This is a genomic window from Aromatoleum petrolei, assembly GCF_017894385.1.
Lineage (GTDB): Bacteria > Pseudomonadota > Gammaproteobacteria > Burkholderiales > Rhodocyclaceae > Aromatoleum > Aromatoleum petrolei.
Genome location: NZ_CP059560.1, coordinates 460823 through 483407 on the forward strand (window position 1 = coordinate 460823; position 22585 = coordinate 483407).

Genomic DNA, 22585 nt, shown 5'->3' on the forward strand with positions numbered 1-22585 from the left:
GGGTGATGGCTCCAAGGTAAAAATTGCTCCCGTGCATTCGGACTTTCGCTGCGAGACCTGCTCGCTGTCCCTGATGGGTTGTGCTGGTCGGCGCCGCGATCCCTTACACGCACTCTGGGTGCCTCGTCCGGCCTCGGGCTTTGCCAACCACGGTCTGACCTGTCTTGCCATCACTACGTGATCGCCTGTGCAATCGGTGGTGTGTGCTCCTCCTCCCTTGGTAATGCTGTTGTCGTTGCCTACGCAGCCTCGGCAATGTGGGCGTAGTCAGATCGGAACGTCCTTTGGTGAGCCAGTAGCGCCCAGCTCGTCCTCGCGTTCTTGTTGGCCGGGGCGACCGCCGCAATATTCGCGTTGCGACGCGCCACGAGCTTGACGAGCCAGCCGCCGGCATCCGGCAGCAGGCTGGCCCGGTAGATCACAGCCCGAGCGCCGTGGATCAACAACGTTCGCAGGTACGAGTCTCCGCGCTTGCTCATGCCGAGCAGGTTGTTGTTGCCTCCGCTCGAATGCTGTCGAGGGACGAGCCCCAGCCATGCTGCAAGCTGTCGTCCGTTATCGAAATTCCTCGCGTCACCGATCGAGGCGACCATCGCCGTCGCGGTCAGTGGTGTGCGCTGCTGCAAGCTTCCATCCCGATCAGGCAGCGCGGCAGATTCGCGAAGAACGCCGCGACCTGCTCTCGTCTCATCTGTTTGCGCAGCACCGCCTTGCCGTGCTCGTTCACTCCATGGACCTGAAACACGTTCTTGGCCAGATCGATGCCGACAGTCGTAATCTGCATGGCGGACGCTCCTTCCGATTCGAGTGGTTGGCGACACTGCCACTCTGGCACGTTGATGCCGTTGTCGGGTGGGGGCGTCCATCCCATTGCTTACGCTCTGCCTTCAGCCACGTAGAGACTTCGCGCAGCAAGGCGCGGATTTTCACCACCGCAAGCCAGTCGGGATAGCGCGCAGCATCGCACGTGCCCTACAGGCTCGGTTTGACGGCCTTGCGCCGTCGGGGGACAGGCGGCTCGCAGGGTGTGCCGGACACCTACCTCGTTGAACGGAACGGTTTCATGCTTCGTCCGTCTTGCGACGCCGCCGTTGCGATGCGCTGCCGCTCGCCTTCCGAACCGAGGGGCGACTGCGCTTCATCGTGGCGTCTTCATCCGCCTCGGCGGAGGCTTCGGAGCGGGCGCGCACGAACAGTGCCTCGATGCGCGCGAAGCGATCGGCCGCGTGTGCGCTGAGGTCGCCACTCGCCGCCAGCACGTGCCGGATATGCTCAAGCTGCGCGTCGATCTCCGCGGCGGGGAGCCCCTTGAGCAACGTCGGAATCGCATCCAGCGCCGCCTCGCGGTCGCACTTCAGGATGAAGAACTGCTCGCGCAACAGGTGCTTGAAATCGGCGAGCGTGCTGCGCGGCTCGAGCTCGGCGCGCGAGGCGCGCATGCGCTTGAAGTTGCGCTCGTCGGTCGCCGGGGCACCGCCGAGCACGTAGATCGTCGAGCGCATCGCCGCCTCATGGGGGCCACCCTCGGCGACGCGCGCACGCAGCTCGGCCTGGCGGCGTTCGACGAAGCGGCGGTGCTCCGGTTCCCCGCCCGGGCGGCGGCGCGGCGGATGGCCGGTACCGAGCCCCACCACTGCCTGCAGCAGCGGCTGACCATAAACCAGCAGGAACAGTTGCTCGCTCGCGCGGTCGCGCCAATGACCCCAGGCGTCGAGGACGCCGGCGATCTGCCCGGACAGGCGGCCCTCGCCGACACGCCAGGGATTGTCCTCCTCTACCGGATGGTGGTCTGCGCGCACCTTCTCCGCCAGCGCCGCGATCGGCGCCATTAGAGGATTGTTGTCCGACAGCAGCCGGTAACCGAGACGATTGGGATGCATGCGGCGCAACCACGTCGCCGTACCGGGCGTCGCCAGGGCGCGCACCCACGGTTGCACGAACAGGCGGTAGAGGCCGAGGTTGATTTCGGAGATGCGTGCCGCCGTGGCGAAGCGGACGTCGTCCTCGGGCACGTGCTGCACCTCGCGGTCGAGCTCGGCTATGGTGCGCGGCGTGAACTCGAGCAGGTACTCGCGGTCGATCAGCCCGGCGTCGGGACGCTCGTTGGCGCGCGAGATCGAAGTCTCATAGAGGCCCGGCGGCAGCACGTCGATATAGTCCATGTTGGCCGTGAACTCGGTGTGTTCCTTGCGCGAGACGCTGCCAGACACGAAGATGCCGAGGTGGCCGGTGCTGTCATGGACGCAATAGACGATGGTCTGCTCGTTCGCGACTATGCCGTCCACACCCTCGTAGAGGTCGCGGATCCAGCCCAACGCCTGCGGCGGCGGGGTGATGTCGTCACCGCGCGAGCAGAAGACGACGATCGGCGAGCGCACGTTGCGCAGGTCGATGCGGCGCCCGTCGGAGGTCACGAGTTGGGCTGTCGACAACCGGTTGCCGACGAAGAGGTTGTCGACAATGTACTGGATCTCCTCGCCGCCGAGCACGACGTGGCCTCCCCACCAACGCTCGAACTCGAGATAGCGGGAGGCTTCCGTGTTGACGTTCGCAAATACGCGGTACTGCTTGGTCCACCAGGTGTTCGCAGGGTTGAGATTCTCGAAGTTATGTACCAACCAGGCGCCATCGAACAGCCCCGCGCCGAGGTCGCTCAGCAGCGCGGTCACCCAGCTACCGCCCGCCAGCCCGCCGATGTAACGCATTGGCGCTTTGCCGCGCTCGCCCGCCCAATAGGACAGCGGCGAGCCGGCGATGAGGATGGGACCGAAGAGGTCGGGCTCAAGCGCCGCGGCCATCATGATCTGCCAGCCGGCCTGGCAGTTACCAACCACTATGGGCTTTTCCGAAATCGTCGGGTGACGTTCGATGACGTGGCGCAGGAAGGTGATCTCCGCCTCGACCACATCCTCGACAGTTTGGCCCGGTTGTGGGTAGGGCAGAAAGCCGACGAAGTAGCACGGATGGCCAGCGCGCAGCGCAACGCCGATCTCGCTGTCGGGCTTGAAGCCGCCGATGCCGGGGCCGTGTCCGGCGCGCGGATCGACGACGACGAAGGGGCGCTTGTGCGGATCGATCGAAATGCCCGCCGGCGGCGAAATGCGCAGCAGCTCGTAATTCACCGGCCTCGGCAGTTCGCGGCCGTCGATCAGCATCTCAGTGTCGAAGCCGAGCACGCTGGGCTTGGTCTTGGCGATGTGCTCAAGGTACTGATTTCCGCGGTGACGCATGACGTCCAGGAAGAGGAGGCTGCGCTCCATCGCATCGCGCCAGTAGTCGAAGGCGGAGCGGACGTAACCGCCAGGATCCATCAAGGGCAGCGACGGTACCAAGGGTGTCAGCATGGGAGAATTCATTTGAGGCTCCATGTATTGCAGGGGCGGCCAAGCGCGGTGGCGCAGGCCGCCGGAATCTTCACTACCGCGACGGACACGGAACCGACGCCCGGTTCACGGACCCGCAGGGCGCGGCAATCACCGACCCGGCGCTTCGTCGGCAACACGCAGGCACATCTGGGTCCTCCTTCCTGGAGGTTCGTCAGTTGCCACGCTCGCAGCCAGCCGATTGTCGGGATCGAAACTCGAATCTAATCCGCGAATTCGAGTTGCACGTTTGCGATTTCGCCGAGGTCTTCGCACAAAGCTTCGACACAGTCCCGATCGAGCTTGCCCATATTTGCCAGTTCACGCAACTCGTCGACAGCGCGATCGTTTGTCCACGGCTTATGGTATGGACGGCTACTTCGGCCACGCTGACGATACGGGCCTCGAGCGCGATTTCCTCGCCCTTGAGACCGCGCGGATAACCGGATCCGTTCATTGCCTCGTGATGCCCGAGGATGCCCTTTGTGCTTCAGTACCGCGAGGACCGGACGAGTCTGCGGTTCTCCTTACTGGGACGCCTGTTCCTGTGGCCGCTGCTGTTTCGGTCAGAGGAGGACGCAAGCATGCGCATCGATGGCGTTCGTCGCTACGTCCCGGCGGTCGGTCTCAGACTGATGGTGTTGCTAGGGGCGCTGCCTGTACTGATCACCCTAATGCGAATGGCCCAAGGCGTGCTCCAGTGGGAGCTGATCGTCCTTGCGGCAGCTTTCTTCTGGTTCCTACTGCGGCCTCTGGCGCGGCTCTATGATCGATTCATCATTATGGCTTCGCCGCTCTTCTATTCCTTCGCCGAGAAGGATCGCCAGATCGAGCTGGTTTGGGACCCCGAAGTTGCAGGAGCTCCGGGGCGGTCACGCGGCTACAACCTGCGCCTCGTCCGCTACGTGGCGGATTGTCCCCTGTGCGGCAGCAAGGTGTCGCTGCGGGATGGCGGGTTCGGCAAGATTAATCGGCTGGTGGGGTGCTGCGAGGAAGAACCTGGTGAACACGTCTTTAGCTTCGATCGGAAGCTGCGAGTGGGGTACTGGCTCCGGGGACGCGACGATTCGTAGTCTTGGATACGCCGGTGTCTGATGACCCTCGGCCGTCGTGGGCGGCGACACTCCTGAGCCCCTAGTTGCTGGGCTCAGCGGAGGACAACACATGATTACGGGGAGCCAGGGCCGCGGCGCACAGGAACCCCAGAACTTCGCTCCTGTGCTCGCATCTGGCAAAACAGGCACTTACAGCGTATTTCGTAATTTTCATAAGATGCCAAAAGCATCTATAAAACGCATAAGTGCTTGAAAATATGGGGCGACATACCGGGATCGAACCGGTGACACCTGGAGCCACAATCACCGGCTGTTTTCTTTAAAATCAGCAAGTTAAGTCAATTTTCGATCTACAAAACCCCGCCAACGCCCCCCGTGAAAGCCGGATCAGTGCTGATGTGGAGGCCGTTTTGTAGAACGGTTTTTGCCTATGCCATCGACGTTGCTCGGGCGAGTCATCAATGATAGTCGTCCTCACGTTGGTGTCGAATAGCCAGCACGAGCACTGCGTCGTGCTGCTCATCATAGCTATAGAGCGCCAGATGACCTGTTCGGCCGCGCGAGATTACAAGTTCGCGCAATCCATGAGCCATCGGTCGACCGATATTCGGATGACGAGACAGAGTACCCAAGGCATCGAGGATCAGGTCCACGGTGTCGGCAGCCAGATCCGGCGCGGAATCATGAAGAAAGTCCGCCAGTCGCTCAAGATCTTCCGCGGCCTCTGGCGCCAACCACCAGCGCGTCATGCGTCCGGTTCCTTGGATTCCGGCTTTCCAATGTCTTGCGGGGTCGGCCGTTGCGCAGACGCCCCTCGCACTCGAGCCCGCAGGTAGGCATCAAAAGCGAGACCGTCAATGGCCATCCCGCTCGCTTCGACCCGCTGACGAGCTTGCAGGGCACGCCTGACAAAGGCGCCTTCCGCCTCGGCGCGATCGAGTTCATGACCGATCGCGCGCAGCATCAGGGCGTGCGGGGTCACCCCCTCTTGCATCGCGATGTCGTGCAGTCGTTGGCGCATGGCCTCGTCGAGTTTGACTGACAGGTTGGGCATCCTGAACTCCCGTGTCGCAGTTAGCGGTATTGATATTTTACTACCCGAACAATGAACAAACCACTCTGCCCCTGGTTGGCAGAGACCAGGTTAAATTGCGTCGGCAGCTTTTAAACCATCCAGATCCCGCTCGACGAGTCCCCTTCTCCGCTCGTCACTGACGATCGACGCAGTTGCTCCGGTACGGCAGGTTCTTGCGAGAAACGCACCTATTTTTCTCGCCGGCCTACTCTGCCCGAGCCAACGCCGACCTTGGACCTTTGGCCCACCTCGGACGGCAATGCGGCCGGTCAACGGCCGTTCACTCGCTTGGGGCGCTTAATGACCGCTTGTCACCTCAGGCTATAACCGTATTCGACCCACACCGGTTATTCACCCCAGCAATCAGGCAACGGCTGCTGATCGGGGCGGAGCGGTAATGCAAACGTGGCGGGAGCGAAGGCGCCGGCAGGCTAGATACCGAAATGCCGGCGAACGCAATCCTCCAGCCGTCGCCGCGCGAGCTGGTCGTCGCCCCCCTCGAGAGCCTCGAAGAGATCCCAGGCAATCGGCCGGAAGACCGACATTACCCGGGGGTCGAAATGGCGGCCGGTATCCCGATCCATGATCGACATCGCCGCATCAAAATCCAGCGCTTCCTTGTAGGGCCGCTTCGAGCAGAGCGAGTCAAACACATCGGCCACGGCAAAAATGCGCGCTGACAGTGGGATCGCATCTCCGGCAAGCTGCCTCGGGTAGCCCGACCCGTCCCATTTTTCGTGATGGGCGGCAACGATTGCCTTGGCCTCGTCGAGCCATCCGATGTGGGACACAATCTCTTCGCCCTGCGCGACGTGCGTACGCATGATCTCGGATTCTCCGGAGTCGAGCCGGTCCGGCTTGTGCAAAATGGCGTCGGGAATGCTGATTTTTCCGATGTCGTGAAGGAACGCGCCGACTATGAGTGACTGCATCGCCCTGTCGCTCAGGCCTAGCCGCTCCCCGATCCGCGCCGCCATCCAAGCGACGCGGAAATTGTGGTCACCGGTGTCGGAATCGCGCTTGCCTACTGCCCGTCCGAGCGCTTCCATCAGCGAGAGGTGTGAGTCGAGAATTTCTCGGGCCTTGCGCTCATTGTCTGCCGACAGGAGGACGACGACCGGGTAGATCGTCGCGCCGCACAACAGCGACGCGAGACCGACCATGACTGCGCCGCTGAGCGCATGGATGAGCATTTGCTGGCGCTGCCACGGAGGCAGGACGCGCACGCCCTCGAAATATCCGTGTACCTCGGCCGTCCCACTGTCGACGGCCCCCTTCAGAGGCACGAACACGCGTAGAACGCGACGTCCTTGGTCGAGCTTCAAGCTCTGGTGCGAGCTCTCGCCGGATCCGGGGCGAGGATGCGATGGCAGCTGAGCCTCAATCTCTTGCCCCTCCGGCGTCATCGCTGACGCGAGCTTTTCTCCGTGTGAATTGTAGACTTCGGCGACATCAAAAAGTCCGCCGGCGAGCGTCTTGACCGCCTTGCGGGCCCGCTCCCCTGCATCGGGACCACTAAGTTCGAGAGCATCGGAGTGGCGCAGCAGACGTCGGGACTCTTCCGTGGCCAGCGCCACGGTGGCGTCCTCTGCATTCTTGTAGGCGACGACCCAGGCGCCGAGGCTCGCGACGGCACCGAGGAGCACACTTATGAAGCCGATTCGCCACGCGACACGTCTGTTGAACGAATTCATCGCGTCTTCCTCGGGGGGCGGATCCGGTGCGCTGCAGCCGAGCCGGGCCGTCTCGGATCATGCCCGCTCGATCGCTCTCTGTGTCAGGCCGCCGTCCTTCCAATTATGGCTGGTCTCCGCCATGTTTCCAGCGGAGTGCGAGTCCTTACGTTTGTTGCGGCACGATAGGTTTCGGATCCTCCACCTTGCCTATCAATCGTCGTCGTCCCTTCCGCCTCGGCCCTCTCTTCCACGACCGTCCCTGATGTCATGCTCGTCCGCACTGACGTGACACTCGACGCAGTCGTCGAACTTGCGGATGCCCTCTTCGATGTGCTCCCGGCGAATGTTTTCGGGAGTGTGTTCGTGGCAGCCGTAACAGGTATAGCGACTGTAATCATTGCGCTCGTGGCAGGTGACGCATTTGACGTTGTGGTCGCGATCGAGTCTGAAGTACTTGTCATGATCGAAGGTGGCGGGAACCCATTTCTCCTGCCCGTGGCATTCTCCGCAGTTGCCCGTGATCTTCTGATGGAGCGCATCCGTGGGCGACTTGTGACACGTTTCGCATTGGTCGCGTGAATCGGGTTGGAGCAGCGCGTGACTGAAGCGCCCTTGCTGTCGGTAACGTTTTACCCCCGCATGGTCGCTGTGGCACGCGACGCAGTCGTCCTTGACGAGTTTCTGGTGAAACGGCGTCTTGGTCAGCGGTTTCGCGATGGGTTGGCCCTTGGTTGTGAGACGGCCGATGTCCTTCGGTTCGTGGCAGGCGATGCAGCGTTCGGCAGAAGCACCAAAAAATGACTGGTGGCAGGCAAAACAGTCTCCCTCTAGTTCCCGGTGCCCAGGTATCAGCTTCCCCGGCCCGACCATGAGATCCGGGAATGCGAACGTCAGTACGGCCAGCACTGCGAGGTTGATAGCCAGAATGAACTTCACCATCCGGCTCATATCCAGCCCCAGAAGAGAAAAATGCTGATGATGTGGCCGAGGCCGAGGACCGCAAAGGCGACAAAGATCGGGATATGGACCTTTCGCCAGCGCGTCATCGCATCCAACGTGACGGCGTCCCAAAACACCGCCTGTTCAACCTCCGTCCGCGACAAGCCGCGCAGCTGGTAGTGGTCGCGCTGCGCCTGAACGTGCTCGCGAGAACGGCCGAGGAGCAGTTTCCCGACCAGGCCACTGATGGTGTTGATACCCATCGCAACGGTCGCAAGCCACGGAAGGATCGCGTTGAAATGCACTCCCGCGTGAATCAGGACGAGCAGTGATCCGAACCATGCCGAAAATTCGTGCATATTCAAGAGTGACTTCGGGTTCCCCGAACTGATCATCTTGCGTTTTCGCAGCGAGTACGCGAGCGATCCAATGATCAGAAGTGTGCCGGGGATGCCCAGGTAGCGCCCGATCCACACCAGATTGAGGCGATGCAGGAGATAGTCGCCCAGGACCGTACCCACACCCAGAAGCCCCACCAGCACCGCGAAAGGCAGGATGTGTTTGCGCCAGATGGTTTTCGTCATTCAAGCCCCCAGTGTCACGGCGGTCTTCGGGACGCAGACGCACAGCAGGCACGTGCCGGGCTCCGGATCGAAGTCCGGCTCCTGTCGATAACTGACTTCGCCCGACTCGATTTTCGTCTGACACGTTCCACAACTACCGGCCCGACACCCGGAAGGAACATTCACTCCGCCCGCCTCGGCCAGTTCGAGCAAGCTACCGCCACCCGCGTTCCACGCCAGGGTCTTGCCCGATTTCCCGAAGGTGACGGCAAGGCCGGTCCCGGCGGCGGCCCCTTCGGACACCACGCTCGCCGGGGCACTTTTCGTGCGTCGCTTGATTGAGGCAGGACCAAAGGCTTCGAAATGAATATGGTTGTCGGGAACGCCCCAGTCCTCAAGCGCCGGAACCAGACTTTCCATCATCGGCGTGGGGCCGCAGATGTAGAAGTGATAAGGCTTGAGCGGCAATTCCATGCGCAACAAGGCCACATCTACACGTCCGCGGCGAACGTAGGCCGATTCGGATTCATGCACGGTGCCGGGGCTGCTGACGCAAAGGCGCAGATGAATGTTCGGATGCTGCTCCGCGAGCGCGCGCAGATGAGGGAGCATCACGGTCTCGCGTTCATCCCGGACACCGTAAAACAACCACAGCTCCCGTCCCGGCTGTTCCGCCGCGCACCAATTCGCCATGCTCAGCATCGGGGTGATGCCGATCCCCCCGGCAATCAGAACTACAGGGGCGTCACTCCGATCGATATGAAAATGTCCCGCTGGCGCACGAACCATCAGGCGACTGCCCGGGTTTACGTGATCGTGGAAATGATTCGACGAGCGTCCTGCTGGCACGGCATTGCCAGGCGGGGCAGGAACTCGCTTGATCGACACCCGGTACAGGTCAGTTCGCGGGGCGTCCGACAGCGAATAGCAGCGGGTGATCTCCTCCGTCCCGCCATCGGGCGAGGCAACTTCGAGGCGAAACGTCAGAAATTGACCGGGGAGGTAGAGTGGAAGAGGCCGCTTGTCCTCGGGTTCAAGATAGAACGAGCACACAGTCCTGGCCCCGTCCTCGACGTCCTTCCGCACCACTCGGAAGGGAAGGAAGCCCGTCCAGGACTTCCCCCCGGCGTCATTGGTTTCCGGTGCTGCCTCGGGAAGCGGCACCGATTTATCCGGATCCGAGCGGAGGCGTAGCGCGGTGTACTTCTTCCAGTGCTGCCAAAATTCGACAGCAAGAAAAATGGCGAATTGAACGATGATCCCGAACGCTATCCACAACAGGAGGGTGAGCGAAGTCATGGCAGGCACCCATCAGAAAAACAGATCGGTCGAAGTGGCGTCAATATGCATCATGTAACGCAAAAGTATAAGGACATATTCACGAACGCGTCGGAGACGCCGGAATAAAGTCATCCAGCATCCAGACGAAGCGTTCGACGACCTTTATTTTTCCGCTGTCTGCATGAATGGAGAATGAACGGCATTTCAGCCCGATTTAAGTCGTTCAGGCCACATTCACTCTCCTGCATCTACATTTGCCCGAGTCGAATGGGGAGCGGTGCGATGGAGTATTCGCATCGCCTTGTCTCCTCCGTGTCCACCTTCTGCCCTATTCAGGTGCCGAAATCGGGAGTAATGAAATGCGTCATTTTTTTAGTCCGGGCAATTTTCTGTCTGCCGCGTTCACCAGCGTCATCGTTGCCGGCAGCCTGCCGGTTATGGCGGCAGCGCCCTATCCGGTAGAGACGTGCGAGCAGATCAGGACGCTCATCGGGGAACTGCCTCCCGCGAACGCCGAGTTCCTTCGAAAATTGGCTGCCCGCCGGGACTGCAGATTCACGTCGGCCGAGGTCGCCCGCGCTGCTTACGGGGACCGCGCGACGCGAAACGACGAGCGCGATCGCGAGGACCATCACGTGAAGGACGACGACTGAGGCCCAAAGGGGGGCGGCAGGTACGGGCGTGCGCTAGGCCGTTCGGTCCGAAGGTGGCGGTGATGACATGCCCGCCCGGCTTGACCGCGCGGCTGACCTGCGTGACGTAGGCGTGGCGCGCGGCGGGATCTGTCAGGAAATGGAAGACGGCTCGGTCATGCCAGTACCGTCAGTTGTGAATAGCCCGCGTCAATGATCGCGGCCGCAGGGGCGATACGCCGGATCAGATCGAACGACAGAACCGCGTGCGGCAGGCACCAGCTCACCGTCGTCGCGGGCCTCGTGCTGTAGTCATTCTCCCTTTGGCACTTGGATGTCATGGTGCTGTTCCGAATGCGAACGATTGATGATGTATCGGACTTCCCTCCATCGCAACGATTCTGTCATGCGCACTGTTGCCGACTGCCACGGTGCGCTGCCGGGGGCATCACGATTTCCCGGCAACGCACTCTCACCGAGCGGGTTGCAGCACAGCTCTGGCTGATTAGTGGAAGCAATGCGACAAACCGATCGTGCAGGCGTGATCCGGCGTATTGTCGTTCGCGCCCAAGTGGACCGCGGCATCAATCTGCGTGCCGATGTCGATGTAGTACGCCGCGCCGAGATCGAGTGTGACGACGTTGCCGCCGTACGCCGACTTCGTGAGCGAGCGTCCCGCCGGCTCGACGAAGCCGTCTATGGCGCAGCTTTCAAGCTTGGCTGGCCGGCAGGTCTCTGAGTGAAGGGGACTCTCGAATGAAGGCCATGTCAAAGCCACGAGCGACGGCACTTGGCCGCTAGTGCCAGTTCGGTCGTGTCGCTCCAAAGGCGCCGTTGCTACGGCGGCTGTGACAACGAGCAGCGGCTTCCCGTTCGGGAATGCGCTGTTCACCGTGCCGATGTCGATGTGGTGGGTGAAATTGTCGGCAGATTGCGCTACGGCCCCGGCGCAGCGTCGATCGAGCGCTACGGCCTGCATGACCGAAGGCCCGCCCAACGATCGGAACGGTCTCCTCATCGACGCTGACCTGCGTCGCCGCCCGCCGATGCCCTCGGTCAACAATCCCGCGGCTGCCGTCAGCCGGAACCCGCCCCGCCCCCTCACCCGAAAGGCACCACCCCGAACAACACCCCATGCAGGTGGCGCGCAAACACGACCCACACCCCCGCCCCGACCGCAGTCGCCACCGCATCCCAACCCAGTGCTCCTTCCCCCCGCACCACCCGCTGCGCTCGGTCGCGCCGGCGCGCGGCGACGAAGCTCGCGATCGCCCACACCAGGAAGCAGCCGAACAGCAGCAGGTCGGCGAGCGCGCCGTTGGCGAGCAGGTGCGCGAGCGCCCAAAGCTGCACGCCGAGCACCATCGGGTGGCCGAGCTTCGCCCGCAGTCGTGTGCCCGGCACGTAGGCGGCGGCGATCAGGATGAAGGCGGGCAGCGTCAGCACCGCGGCCAGGTGCCGCGTCCACGGCGCCGGCGCCCACAGCACGAGCGGGTCGAGCCGCGCCGCGCCGTAGCCCCACACGATCAGGCCGAGGCCGATCGCGGAGGCGAGCGAGTAGGCGAGCTTCCATTTCGCCAGGCCGTAGTGGGCGATGTACTGGGCACGGTTGTCCTCGGCGAAGATGCGCGCCGAATGGGTGCTGAAGAACAGCAGCAGTCCGAGGATCAGGGCGGTCATGCGGGGTTCTCCGGGCGGGGTTCTCCGGGCGGGTTGTGAGGGGCGCGTCGGGGCCGGGGGCCGGGCGCCGCGGCCGCAGGCGGCGCCGCTTCGCAGACGACGGCGTCGCCGATGCGCAGCACGCCGCCAATCAGGACGCGCGCGGTGACGCCGCCATGGCCGCGCATCGCATTGTAGCCGCCGGAGCCGAGCGCCTCCTCCATGCGCGAGCAGGGCTCGCAGACGCCGGTGAGCTCGAGCACGACCTCGGCGCCGATGCGCAGCACCAGCGGCTGGTCGCGGAACAGCGTGCGCGCGGCGAGCAGGTTGAGGCCGGAGACCACAAGGTTGCGTCGCAGCAGCGCCGGATCGACCTCGTCGCGGCCCGCCAACGCCGCGACCGCCGCCAGATGCTCGGCCTGGATCAGGCTCAGCTGGCGCCTGCCGCCGCCGCGGCCGAAGGCGGCGCGGTGGTCCCCGGCGAGTCCGCGGCCGGCCAGCGCGCGCGCCTCGCTCACCGGCTGCGCCGCGGCCCGTCGCGCCGGGCGCAACAGGATGGCCTCAAGCCGGCCGGCGTGGGCGAAGCGGCGTGTCAGCGTGCGCAGGTCAAGAGGCTCGGCGGCGGATGCGGCGGCGAAACGGGCAGGCGGCATGGCGGTCAGTGCGGATGAAACACTGCGGATGCAGCATCCTACCGCGCCTGCCGTCCCCTGCCCCCAGCGCACGCCATGATTCCAATCCACGCACTGCTCGCCCGCATCCGCTGGGACCCCGTCTTCGGCCGCGGGGAGTTCGTCATCGGCTATTACGACCGCGTCGCCCGGCGCATCGTCCACGTTCCGTTGCGCCGGCTCGAGTTCGCGGATCACGGCCACTTCGCCTGCACCCTCGTCGATGACAAAGGCGAGGCCCGCCAGCTGCCTCTGCACCGCATCCGCGAAGTGCTCAAGGACGGCCGTCTGATCTGGCAGCGCGACGGCAAGGCCGCACCGGATGCCTGCGGATCCCGCTGATGCTTGCCGCGGAGGAATTTCCGCCGCTGTATGTGTCCGGCCCCCTGTACCGTAACCGGCACGACGACTTCGATGCCCTGCTGGAAGTCCAGTTGCGCTCGCGCTGGAACGGCTGGATCGACTTCTTCACGCAGGCGGTATTGAGCGCTTGCGACGAGTCGATGGCGCTTGTCGCACAACTGGCCGCCCTGCGCGACGACTGGAACCGGCGCGTCGTGGACCGGCGTGCCGACTCGGCGAGCTGCAAGCTCGTCGCCGCTCTCACCGGTACGCCCGTCGTCACAGTCAACCAGGTGAAGCGCCTCCATGGCGCGCCCTTTCCCGCCGCCAACAATGCCGTCGCCGATCTCGCCTCGTTCGGCGTCCGACGGGCACCGCGCGCCAACGCAACCGCGTTTTCATCGCCCGCGAAGCGATCGCGGTGCTCGAGCAGGCGCCGGAACAGACCGTCGGCCATCATTGACCCTTTGAACGGGCCGCTGTGGGGTCAAGCCGCAGGGGCACCTCGCCGAAACGCGGACAGCACAAAGATGAATCTGTGCTCGACGTGCGATGGCTACCGGCGATGCGATGATCGCGACGCAATGCGGGTGCTCAGTGTTATCGGCCGCCACGATGATTGCAGATTCGCGAATCCAGTGCGGAACCGTTTAAAAACAAACGGGCCCGCTCATCGGCGGGCCCGGTTTTGTAGATCGTTCTACAACCACTTTGGATACTGCGATTCGCTAACTGCTTGAATATATGGGGCGACATACCGGGATCGAACCGGTGACACCTGGAGCCACAATCACCGGCTGTTTTCTTTAAAATCAGCAAGTTAAGTCAATTTTCGATCTACAAAACCCCGCCAACGCCCCCCGTGAAAGCCGCATCAGTGCTGATGTGGAGGCCGTTTTGTAGAACGGTTTTTGCCTATGCCATCGACGTTGCTCGGGCGAGTCATCAATGACAGTCGTCCTCACGCTGGTGTCGAATAGCCAGCACGAGCACTGCGTCGTGCTGCTCATCATAGCTATAGAGCGCCAGATAACCTGTTCGGCCGCGCGAGATTACAAGTTCGCGCAATCCATGGGCCATCAGTCGGCCGATATTCGGATGACGAGACAGAGTACCCAAGGCATCGAGGATCAGGTCCACGGTGTCGGCAGCCAGATCCGGCGCGGAATCATGAAGAAAATCCGCCAGTCGCTCAAGATCTTCCGCGGCCTCTGGCGCCAACCACCAGCGCGTCATGCGTCCGGTTCCTTGGATTCCGGCTTTCCAATGTCCTGCGGGGTCGGCCGTTGCGCAGACGCCCCTCGCACTCGAGCCCGCAGGTAGGCATCAAAAGCGAGACCGTCAATGGCCATCCCGCTCGCTTCGACCCGCTGACGAGCTTGCAGGGCACGCCTGACAAAGGCGCCTTCCGCCTCGGCGCGATCGAGTTCATGACCGATCGCGCGCAGCATCAGGGCGTGCGGGGTCACCCCCTCCTGCATCGCGATGTCGTGCAGTCGTTGGCGCATGGCCTCGTCGAGTTTGACTGACAGGTTGGGCATCCTGAACTCCCGTGTCGCAGTTTGCGGTATTGATATTTTACTACCCGAACAATGAACAAACCACTCTGCCCCTGGTTGGCAGAGACCAGGTTAAATTGCGTCGGCAGCTTTTAAACCATCCAGATCCCGCTCGACGAGCCCCCTTCTCCGCTCGTCACTGACGATCGACGATCGCTGCTCCTGCACGGCAGGTTTTTGCGCGAAGCGCACCTATTTTTCTCGCCGGCCTACTCCGCCCGGGCCATCGAGGTCGCGGTCGCCCATCTTGTCGATGATCTGAAGCCGGCTAAGATGCGCGCCCGCCGCGTGGCCACGCTCGAAATCCGCGTACCTCACGAACCCGACACCGAAATCGACTGGGACACACTGCGGGCACTCGTCGTCGAGCAGACAGCCAGCAAGCACTGGCTATAACCGACTCTGCTGGTCTTGAGCCGAATCCCCATCGGGATTTGGCCGGGCTAGACGCTGCACGTCATTAAGACCCGTCGCGTTGCTGCGAGCGACCTGTCGGCGATCAAACGCTGGCTCACGTTCGCCTGAACAAACGTCGCGGCAGCTGCTTGATATTGCAGGACGCACATGCATGCACACACGTTAACCGCGCCGTTCGCACATGGTGCCGCTGTCCCCGAGTCGCCAAATCGAGTGCAGTCGCCCCCTATGCCGACGTTCGCTAACCCCGCATCAAACGTCTTCTTTTAAAGTTTATTGCGGAAGCTTGGCCTTCTTCTGAAGACGTTGCGTGAAGCGAGCGACGTCGATGACTTGCCCGCGGGCGCATCCCCTCGCCAATCAAGCCAGCTTCGTCACGAAGTTCTCAGCTCGAGCAAAGGGATTTGGAGGTGGCATTCAAGCTGCCACTCAAATGGATAAACAGGCGCTGCATCGGCGGTGACAGCTCTTCCCAGTCTCGAAAGCACAGGCAGAGTTGCCGGCACGCCCAATTGTCTGTCAGGGCTACGGTCCGGAAGCTGTGCCGCCGCCGGAGGCGGCCTGCGATGGATTGCGGCAGGATGCCCAAGCCGACACCGTGCGCCACCATCTCGCACAGCCCTTCAAAGGTCTTCATGCGGATTCGCAGCGCGAACGGATGGCCGGCGGTGCGAGCGTGGTAGTCGAGGTGGTCCTGTAGTGCATTCTCAGGGGTCAAACCGACAAAGGGTTCGTTGAGAACGTCCGCTAGATGAACCTGCCTGAATTGCGCGAGACGGTGCTCCTTCGGCACGATTAGAACCAAGTGGTCCTTTGCCGCCGGCAGCAATTTGACGTTTCCCGGCTCTACCGCATTGGAGACAATGCCGGCCTCGGCCAATCCGGCGGCAACGGCTCGGACGATTTCAGCACTGGTCCGCTCCTTCAGTTCGACATGCAGACGCGGACGCTCCGCCAGCCATGGTGCGAGTCGTGATGGAAGAAACGTCGCCAGTGCCGCCGTATTGGCATAGAGATGAAGTGTGCCACGAGCGCCGGCGGCAAAGTCCCTTAATTCGCCCTTAAGTAGCGCCTGTTGGCGGAGTATCAGTCGCGCATGATGAGCGAGCGCTTCCCCGGCTTCCGTAGTGGCAATACCTCGGGGACGGCGTTCGAGAAGTGCCACGCCCGCATCGGCTTCGATGCTCCGCAGGCGTTCGCTGGCCGAAGCCAGCGCGAGGTTGGCACGCGCGGCACCCTGGGTGATGCTGCCGGCATCCACCACGCACAGGAACAGATGAAGGTCTGCAATATCGAGCCGCATGCTACGCCCCGTTTCCAGACTTCGGTTCATCCGAAGGCTAGAGCCATAAAACCGCATTGTGCCCAATACACCCATTGGATTCCAATGCAGCCCATGAACGAATCCTCCTTTTTCCTCTCGTTGCTGACCTTCACCTTCCTTAGCGCCGGCGTAGTCAAAGGCGTTTCCGGCATGGGTCTGCCCACCGTGGCCATGGGATTGCTCGGTACTGTGATGCCGCCGGCTGAAGCTACTGCCATGTTGGTGATTCCCTCTTTCGTGACGAATGTCTGGCAATTACTCGCCGGCGCCGCGACCACGCGACTGATGCGCCGACTGTGGCCGATGATGTTGGGCATCGTGATAGGTACCGTGGGCGGCACCACACTACTGGTGCGCGTCAATCCATTGTGGTCGGGACTCGGGCTGGGGAGTGCATTGATGGTGTATGCGGGGTACGCGTTGCTCTCGCCGGCCCTATCTGTGCCGCCCCATGTCGAGCGCTGGATATCGCCCATCATCGGACTCTTCACCGGCGCAATTTGCGGTGCCACTGGCGTTTTCACGATACCCGCCGTCCCCTTCTTGCAGGCCCTACGGCTGGAGAGGGACGAACTGGTGCAGGCGCTGGGTCTATCCTTCACGGTTTCCACCGTGGCGCTGGCCATTGGGCTGGCGACGCATGGAGCATTCCGGCTCGAGCAACTCGGCCTGTCAGCCACTGCCATCGTTCCGGCGCTCGCGGGGATGTGGCTGGGACAAACAGTGCGTGTCCACATCAACCCCAAGTTATTTCGGCAATGTTTTCTGTTGTTCTTGGCGCTGCTGGGACTGGAACTCGCCTCGCGGCCTTTCCGCTAACTTCGGCGTCTGTCCTTCGTGCCGCCACCAAAGTAAGCGGCCGATATATTCGTGCCGGTTGTCCGCCCGCTTCCAGCCTGAATCGGGCGTTGCATGACGCTCTGTTAGAGGACTGAATGGACACCCCTGGCCGGGTCGGGTCAAGGCGGTGCTCAAGTTCGCCGCCGCAAACCGGCCACCCACGTACGGTCGAGTGAGGAAGATTCCGAGCGGACCACGAACGGCTGGTTGTGGCCGGACGCGGTCCGTCACGGTTCGTCGGCCGACCGTCCGCACCGGCCCACGACTTGCCAATCGCCAGTCCTGCGGTGCTGCAGGGTTGTCCGCGGACGTGAGCGCCGGCACAATGCCTTCGACATTTCCTTACCTCTCTGTTCGCGCACTTCCCCGCGGCCTACCGCCGACGGATCCGATGCAACCAGTTTCAACGGGCGCGAGGTTCGGTAGTAGCCCACCCCTGAACCATGCGCGCGGCACCGGGTCGGACTTCACCCTCCGGCGCTGCGGCCCCCCGCATTGCGTCCGACCAAGGCCGGACCGTAGGCGGACTCCCACCCGCCACCGAGGGCACGAACCAGCCCGACGGTCGCCTGGTAGCGGGCCGAGCGCACCTGCAGGGCCTCCCGCCGGTTGCGCAGCTCGCTGCGGCGGGCGTCGAGCAGTTCGAGTTGGCTCACGAGGCCGTTACGATAGCGCGCGTCCGACAGGACCGTCGCGCGGCTTGCCGCCGTGACCGCGCGCGCCTGCGCCTCGCCCTGTTCCGCGAGGAGGCGCAACGCGGACAGCTGGTCCTCGACCTCCTTGAACGCGACGAGCACCTGTTCGCGGTAGCCGGCGAGCGCGGCATCGAGCTCCGCATTCGCGCTGCGCACACCCGCATCGCGCCGGCCACCGTCGAAGATCGGCAACGACAGCAATGCGCCGACGCCCCAAGCGCGGGCCGACCACTTGAAGAGTTCGCCCAGGTCCGTGGACGCGAAGCCCCCCGAACCGGTGAGCGCGATGTCCGGGAACCACGCCGCCTGCGCGACGCCGACGCGCGCCTGCGCGGCGAGCATCGATTGCCGCGCGGCGTCGACGTCGGGCCGGCGCGTGAGCACCGTACTCGGGACGCCTGCGGGTATCATCGGCAGCGCCGTGTTCCAGTCGCCGGCGTCGAGCCCGAAGCCGGACGCCACATCGCCGACCAGTACCGCGAGCGCGTGTTCGACTTCGGCACGGCGACGGTCGAGGGCGAGCGCGTCCGATTCGGTCGCTGCCAGTTCGGTGCGCACGCGCGCGACGTCCAGTTCGGCGATGTCGCCGGCCTCGAAGCGGCGTTCGGTCAGCGCCAGCGTGTCGCGGTAGGCACCGACGGTCTCGCGCACAAGCGCGCGTTCGGCGTCGAGCGCCCGCAGGGCGAGATAGCTGCGCGCGGCGTCCGCCTGCACGACGAGGCGTGCGTTGCGCAGCAGGGCTTCGCGGCTGCCGGCGTCGAGCGACGCGGCGTTACTCGCCTGCGCGAGGCGGCCGAAGAGGTCGAGTTCCCACGAGAAGTTCGCGCCGGCACGGAAGAGGTTGCCGGCACCGCCCCCGGCGGGCGTGATCGCCCCGCCCTGCCGCGTCGCGTCCGCGCCGATACCGATCTGCGGCGCGCGCTGGGCGTCCGCCGCCTGCAGCAGCGCGCGGGACTGCGCCAGCCTTGCCGCGGCGATCTGGATGTTGTTGTTGCGCGCCAGCGCGCGTTCGACCAATCCATCGAGGACCGGATCGGAGAAGGTCTTCCACCATGCACCGTCGGCATGCGCTTCGGCCGGCCGGGCTTGGGTCCAGCGTCCGTCGCCTCCCTTGAAGGCCGCGGGGGCGCTGGGCAGCGCGGCAGGATCGATCGCGGGCGCCGTCGCGCAACCAGCCAGCACGAGGGCGGCGAGGAGCGGTGCGAACGCGATGCGCAGCGGTTGGGTCAGCAGTGTCATGTTCAACTCCTTATTCATGATGCGCACGCGGTGCGGCCAGCCCCGGCGCGGTTGCGGCGCCGCCGGTGACGGGTGAAGCGGCGAAGGCTTCGAGGTGCGGGATCTCGCCGTGCAGCTTCAGCGCGCGGTTGCCCGCGAGACGGCGCAGCAGCACGTAGAACACCGGCGTCAGGAACAGGCCGAAGGCCGTCACCCCGATCATCCCGGCGAACACCGCCACCCCCATCGCGCTGCGCATCTCGGCGCCGGCACCGGTGGAGAGCACCAGCGGCAGCACGCCCATCACGAAGGCCAGCGAGGTCATCAGGATCGGGCGCAGACGCAGGCGGCTCGCTTCGATCGCCGCCTGGATCGGCGTGCGTCCGGCGAATTCCAGCTCGCGGGCGAACTCGACGATCAGGATCGCGTTCTTCGCCGACAGCCCGACCAGCACGATCAGCCCGATCTGCGTGAAGACGTTGTTGTCCCCGCCGGAGAGCCACACCCCGGTCATCGCCGCGAGGATGCCCATCGGCACGATCAGGATGATCGCGAGCGGCAGCGTCAGGCTTTCGTACTGGGCCGCGAGCACCAGGAACACCAGCAGGATCGCGAGCGGGAACACCCACGCCGCCGAGTTGCCGGCGAGGATTTCCTGATAGGTCAGCTCGGTCCATTCGAAGCCGATGCCCGGCGGCAGCGTCTCGGCGGCGATGCGCTCGACCGCCGCCTTCGCCTGCCCCGACGAGTAGCCGGGCGCGGGCGCCCCGCTGATGTCGGCGGAGAGGAAGCCGTTGTAGCGCATCGCGCGTTCCGGGCCGAAGCTCGACTGGATGTTCATCAGCGACGACAGCGGCACCATCTCGCCCGTCTGCGAACGCACCTTCAGCAGCCCGACGTCCTCGGCACGGGCGCGGAACGGGGCGTCGGCCTGCACGCGCACCGAGTAGGTCCGGCCGAAGCGGTTGAAGTCGTTCACGTACAGGCTGCCGAGGTAGATCTGCATCGTGTCGAACACCTCGGTCACCGGGATGCCCAACTGGCGCGCGCGGGTGCGGTCGACGTCGGCGAAGAGCTGAGGCACGTTCACCTGGTAGCTGGAGAACAGCCCCGCGAGTTCGGGCGCCTTCGACGCCTTCGCGAGGAAGGCCTTGGTTGCCGCGTCGAGCGCCTCGTAGCCGAGCGAGGCGCGGTCTTCGAGCTGCAGCTTGAAGCCGCCGGTCGTCCCGAGCCCCTGCACCGGCGGCGGCGGGAACATCACGACGAAGGCGTCCTCGATGCCGGCGAACTTCTTGTTCAGCTCCATCGCGATCGCACCTGCGCTCAGCGCCTCGCCCTTGCGCTCGTCGAAGGGCTTCAACGGCGTGAACACGATTCCCGAGTTCGAGCTGTTGGTGAAGCCGTTGATCGACAGGCCGGGGAAGGCCACCGCGTGCTCGACGCCCGGCTGCTGCAGCGCGATCTCGCCCATACGACGGATGACCTCTTCCGTGCGGTCGAGCGTGGCGCCGTCCGGCAGCTGCGCGAAGCCGATCAGGTACTGCTTGTCCTGCGCGGGCACGAAGCCGCCGGGCACCGCCTTGAAGAGCCCCGCCGTCAGGCCGATGAGCGCGAGATACACCGCCATCATCACCGCCTTGCGCCCGATCGCGCCGCGCACCCCGCCGCCGTAGGCGTCGGCGCCGCGGCGGAAAGTCCGGTTGAAGGCGGCGAAGAAGCGGCCGAAGACCTTGTCCATGCCGCGCGTCAGCGCGTCCTTCGGGGCGTCGTGACCCTTCAGCAGCAGCGCGGAGAGCGCCGGCGACAGCGTCAGCGAGTTGATCGCCGAGATCACCGTCGACATCGCGATCGTCAGCGCGAACTGCTTGTAGAACTGGCCCGATAGGCCGGTGATGAACGCGAGCGGGACGAACACGGCGATCAGCACCAGCGCGATCGCGATGATCGGGCCGGAGACTTCGCGCATCGCCCGGTAGGTCGCCTCGCGCGGCGTGAGGCCCGCCTCGATGTTGCGCTCGACGTTCTCGACGACGACGATCGCGTCATCGACGACGATGCCGATCGCGAGCACCAGGCCGAAGAGCGAGAGCGCGTTGATCGAGAAGCCGAAGAGGTGCATCACCGCGAAGGTACCGACGATCGACACCGGCACCGCGAGCAGCGGGATGATCGACGCGCGCCAAGTCTGCAAGAACAGGATCACGACGAGCACGACCAGCGCGACCGCTTCGAGCAGGGTCTTCACAACCGCTTCGATCGACGCGCGCACGAACTGGGTGGTGTCGTAGACGATCTCGTACTCGACGCCCTCGGGCATGTGCTGCTTCAGCTGCTGCATCGTCTCGCGCACGCGGTCGGAGATCTCGATCGCGTTCGAACCCGGCGCCTGGAACACCGGAATCGCGACGGCGTCCTTGTTGTCTAGCAGCGAGCGCAGCGCGTAGTCGGCGGCGCCCAGCTCGATGCGGCCGAGGTCGCGTAGACGCGTCACGGCACCATCCTCGTCGGTGCGCACGATGATGTCGCCGAACTCCTCCTCGCTCTGCAGGCGCCCGCGGGCGTTCACCGAGAGTTGCAGGTCGATGCCCTTGAGGCCCGGCGACGCGCCGATGACGCCGGCCGCGGCCTGCACGTTCTGCTCGCGGATCGCGCGCACGACGTCGCCCGCCGAGAGACCGCGCGCGGCGACCTTTTGCGGATCCAGCCAGATGCGCATCGAGTAGTCGCCGGAGCCGAAGAGCTGCACCTGGCCGACGCCGTCGATGCGGGCGAGGCGGTCCTTGACGTTGAGCAGCGCGTAGTTGCGCAGGTACGTCATGTCGTAGCGGCCGTTGGGCGACAGCAGGTGCACGACCATCGTCAGGTCGGGCGAACTCTTGACCGTCGTCACGCCCAGCCGGCGCACCTCCTCGGGCAGGCGCGGCTCGGCCTGGGCGACGCGGTTCTGCACGAGCTGCTGCGCCTTGTCGGGGTCGGTGCCGAGGCGGAAGGTGACGGTCAGCGTCATCAGGCCGTCGGTGGTCGCCTGGCTGCCCATGTAGAGCATGCCTTCGACGCCGTTGATCGACTCTTCGAGGGGGGTCGCGACCGTTTCGGCGATCACCTTGGGGTTCGCGCCGGGATACTGCGCGCGCACGACGATGGACGGCGGCACGACTTCGGGGTACTCGGACACCGGCAGCACGCGCAACGCGAGCAGGCCGGCGACGAGCATCAGCAGCGACAGCACGCCGGCGAAGATCGGGCGGTCGATGAAGAAGCGGGACAGATTCATGAT

At 64.1% G+C, this 22585-nt stretch carries 23 protein-coding genes and 2 pseudogenes; 6 read left to right on the forward strand and 19 right to left on the reverse strand.

Annotated elements, in window-relative coordinates; translation table 11 throughout:
- Window positions 1-239: 239 nt before the first annotated feature.
- The 4 genes and pseudogenes from ToN1_RS02050 to ToN1_RS24995 form a co-directional block, all read right to left on the reverse strand.
- A pseudogene (locus tag ToN1_RS02050) lies at window positions 240-611 on the reverse strand (transposase); the annotation flags it as partial.
- Window positions 611-784: pseudogene (locus ToN1_RS25060) on the reverse strand (IS110 family transposase); the annotation flags it as partial. The pseudogenes ToN1_RS02050 and ToN1_RS25060, both read right to left, overlap by 1 nt.
- A 277-nt stretch (window positions 785-1061) precedes the next feature.
- A complete protein-coding gene (locus ToN1_RS02055; protein WP_169208726.1) occupies window positions 1062-3356 on the reverse strand; it encodes a DUF3141 domain-containing protein in 2295 nt (764 codons plus the stop codon).
- Window positions 3357-3537: 181 nt separating this feature from the next.
- The gene (locus ToN1_RS24995) at window positions 3538-3819 is read right to left on the reverse strand and encodes an HD domain-containing phosphohydrolase (protein ID WP_210147984.1); all 282 of its coding nucleotides are present in this window, start codon (window positions 3817-3819) and stop codon (window positions 3538-3540) included.
- Between the two features lie 127 nt (window positions 3820-3946).
- Here ToN1_RS24995 and ToN1_RS02065 point away from each other — a divergent pair, with 127 nt between their 5' ends.
- Window positions 3947-4435: a conjugal transfer protein TraG N-terminal domain-containing protein gene (locus ToN1_RS02065; RefSeq protein ID WP_244860943.1), complete on the forward strand. Its 489-nt coding sequence runs from the start codon at window positions 3947-3949 to the stop codon at window positions 4433-4435.
- A gap of 440 nt (window positions 4436-4875) precedes the next feature.
- Here ToN1_RS02065 and ToN1_RS02070 read toward each other — a convergent pair whose 3' ends face one another.
- The 6 genes from ToN1_RS02070 to ToN1_RS02095 all read right to left on the reverse strand — a co-directional run bounded on the left by ToN1_RS02070 (window position 4876) and on the right by ToN1_RS02095 (window position 9969).
- Window positions 4876-5166, reverse strand: coding sequence for a type II toxin-antitoxin system RelE/ParE family toxin (locus ToN1_RS02070; protein ID WP_169208725.1), 291 nt, complete (start codon window positions 5164-5166; stop codon window positions 4876-4878).
- The gene (locus ToN1_RS02075; protein WP_169208724.1) at window positions 5163-5471 is read right to left on the reverse strand and encodes a CopG family ribbon-helix-helix protein; all 309 of its coding nucleotides are present in this window, start codon (window positions 5469-5471) and stop codon (window positions 5163-5165) included. The genes ToN1_RS02070 and ToN1_RS02075 overlap by 4 nt, the downstream gene beginning before the upstream one ends.
- Window positions 5472-5923: 452 nt before the next feature.
- Complete coding sequence (locus ToN1_RS02080; RefSeq protein ID WP_169208723.1) at window positions 5924-7186, reverse strand: HD-GYP domain-containing protein; 1263 nt, start codon at window positions 7184-7186, stop codon at window positions 5924-5926.
- Between the two features lie 192 nt (window positions 7187-7378).
- Window positions 7379-8038: a cytochrome c3 family protein gene (locus ToN1_RS02085; RefSeq protein WP_425305826.1), complete on the reverse strand. Its 660-nt coding sequence runs from the start codon at window positions 8036-8038 to the stop codon at window positions 7379-7381.
- 74 nt (window positions 8039-8112) lie between these two features.
- The gene (locus tag ToN1_RS02090) at window positions 8113-8691 is read right to left on the reverse strand and encodes a hypothetical protein (protein ID WP_169208721.1); all 579 of its coding nucleotides are present in this window, start codon (window positions 8689-8691) and stop codon (window positions 8113-8115) included.
- Window positions 8692-9969: a 2Fe-2S iron-sulfur cluster-binding protein gene (locus tag ToN1_RS02095; protein WP_169208720.1), complete on the reverse strand. Its 1278-nt coding sequence runs from the start codon at window positions 9967-9969 to the stop codon at window positions 8692-8694.
- Between the two features lie 341 nt (window positions 9970-10310).
- Between ToN1_RS02095 and ToN1_RS02100 the strand changes: the two genes are divergently transcribed.
- Complete coding sequence (locus tag ToN1_RS02100) at window positions 10311-10604, forward strand: hypothetical protein (protein ID WP_169208719.1); 294 nt, start codon at window positions 10311-10313, stop codon at window positions 10602-10604.
- Between the two features lie 155 nt (window positions 10605-10759).
- Here the strand turns inward: ToN1_RS02100 and ToN1_RS02105 are convergent, their stop codons facing one another.
- The 4 genes from ToN1_RS02105 to ToN1_RS02120 all read right to left on the reverse strand — a co-directional run bounded on the left by ToN1_RS02105 (window position 10760) and on the right by ToN1_RS02120 (window position 12895).
- Complete coding sequence (locus tag ToN1_RS02105; RefSeq protein ID WP_169208718.1) at window positions 10760-10924, reverse strand: hypothetical protein; 165 nt, start codon at window positions 10922-10924, stop codon at window positions 10760-10762.
- Window positions 10925-11088: 164 nt separating this feature from the next.
- Entirely contained in the window at window positions 11089-11562 is a 474-nt protein-coding gene (locus ToN1_RS02110) for a hypothetical protein (protein WP_169208717.1), read from the reverse strand.
- Between the two features lie 122 nt (window positions 11563-11684).
- Window positions 11685-12263, reverse strand: a complete 579-nt coding sequence (locus tag ToN1_RS02115; protein WP_210147986.1) for an NnrU family protein — start codon at window positions 12261-12263, stop codon at window positions 11685-11687.
- On the reverse strand, window positions 12260-12895 hold the full coding sequence (locus ToN1_RS02120) for an MOSC domain-containing protein (protein WP_210147987.1): 636 nt from the start codon (window positions 12893-12895) through the stop codon (window positions 12260-12262). The genes ToN1_RS02115 and ToN1_RS02120 overlap by 4 nt, the downstream gene beginning before the upstream one ends.
- Before the next feature lie 75 nt (window positions 12896-12970).
- Between ToN1_RS02120 and ToN1_RS02125 the strand changes: the two genes are divergently transcribed.
- Window positions 12971-13255: a DUF504 domain-containing protein gene (locus ToN1_RS02125; protein WP_169208762.1), complete on the forward strand. Its 285-nt coding sequence runs from the start codon at window positions 12971-12973 to the stop codon at window positions 13253-13255.
- Window positions 13255-13995 (forward strand): Fic family protein, encoded by a 741-nt coding sequence (locus ToN1_RS02130; protein ID WP_169208763.1) that lies wholly within the window; start codon window positions 13255-13257, stop codon window positions 13993-13995. Before ToN1_RS02125 ends, ToN1_RS02130 begins: the two co-directional genes overlap by 1 nt.
- A gap of 205 nt (window positions 13996-14200) precedes the next feature.
- Here ToN1_RS02130 and ToN1_RS02135 read toward each other — a convergent pair whose 3' ends face one another.
- Both ToN1_RS02135 and ToN1_RS02140 read right to left on the reverse strand, forming a co-directional pair.
- Window positions 14201-14491 (reverse strand): type II toxin-antitoxin system RelE/ParE family toxin, encoded by a 291-nt coding sequence (locus ToN1_RS02135; protein ID WP_169208764.1) that lies wholly within the window; start codon window positions 14489-14491, stop codon window positions 14201-14203.
- On the reverse strand, window positions 14488-14796 hold the full coding sequence (locus ToN1_RS02140) for a CopG family ribbon-helix-helix protein (RefSeq protein ID WP_169208724.1): 309 nt from the start codon (window positions 14794-14796) through the stop codon (window positions 14488-14490). Before ToN1_RS02140 ends, ToN1_RS02135 begins: the two co-directional genes overlap by 4 nt.
- 195 nt (window positions 14797-14991) lie before the next feature.
- Between ToN1_RS02140 and ToN1_RS02145 the strand changes: the two genes are divergently transcribed.
- Complete coding sequence (locus ToN1_RS02145; protein WP_169208765.1) at window positions 14992-15210, forward strand: hypothetical protein; 219 nt, start codon at window positions 14992-14994, stop codon at window positions 15208-15210.
- Between the two features lie 406 nt (window positions 15211-15616).
- Here ToN1_RS02145 and ToN1_RS02150 read toward each other — a convergent pair whose 3' ends face one another.
- Entirely contained in the window at window positions 15617-16534 is a 918-nt protein-coding gene (locus ToN1_RS02150; protein WP_169208766.1) for a LysR family transcriptional regulator, read from the reverse strand.
- A gap of 93 nt (window positions 16535-16627) precedes the next feature.
- On the opposite strand from ToN1_RS02150, the gene ToN1_RS02155 reads away from it, so the two are divergent.
- Entirely contained in the window at window positions 16628-17374 is a 747-nt protein-coding gene (locus ToN1_RS02155; RefSeq protein ID WP_169208767.1) for a sulfite exporter TauE/SafE family protein, read from the forward strand.
- Between the two features lie 488 nt (window positions 17375-17862).
- On the opposite strand, the gene ToN1_RS02160 is transcribed toward ToN1_RS02155, so the two are convergent.
- Entirely contained in the window at window positions 17863-19329 is a 1467-nt protein-coding gene (locus ToN1_RS02160) for an efflux transporter outer membrane subunit (RefSeq protein ID WP_169208768.1), read from the reverse strand.
- Between the two features lie 10 nt (window positions 19330-19339).
- Entirely contained in the window at window positions 19340-22582 is a 3243-nt protein-coding gene (locus ToN1_RS02165; RefSeq protein WP_169208769.1) for an efflux RND transporter permease subunit, read from the reverse strand.
- Window positions 22583-22585: the final 3 nt, after the last annotated feature.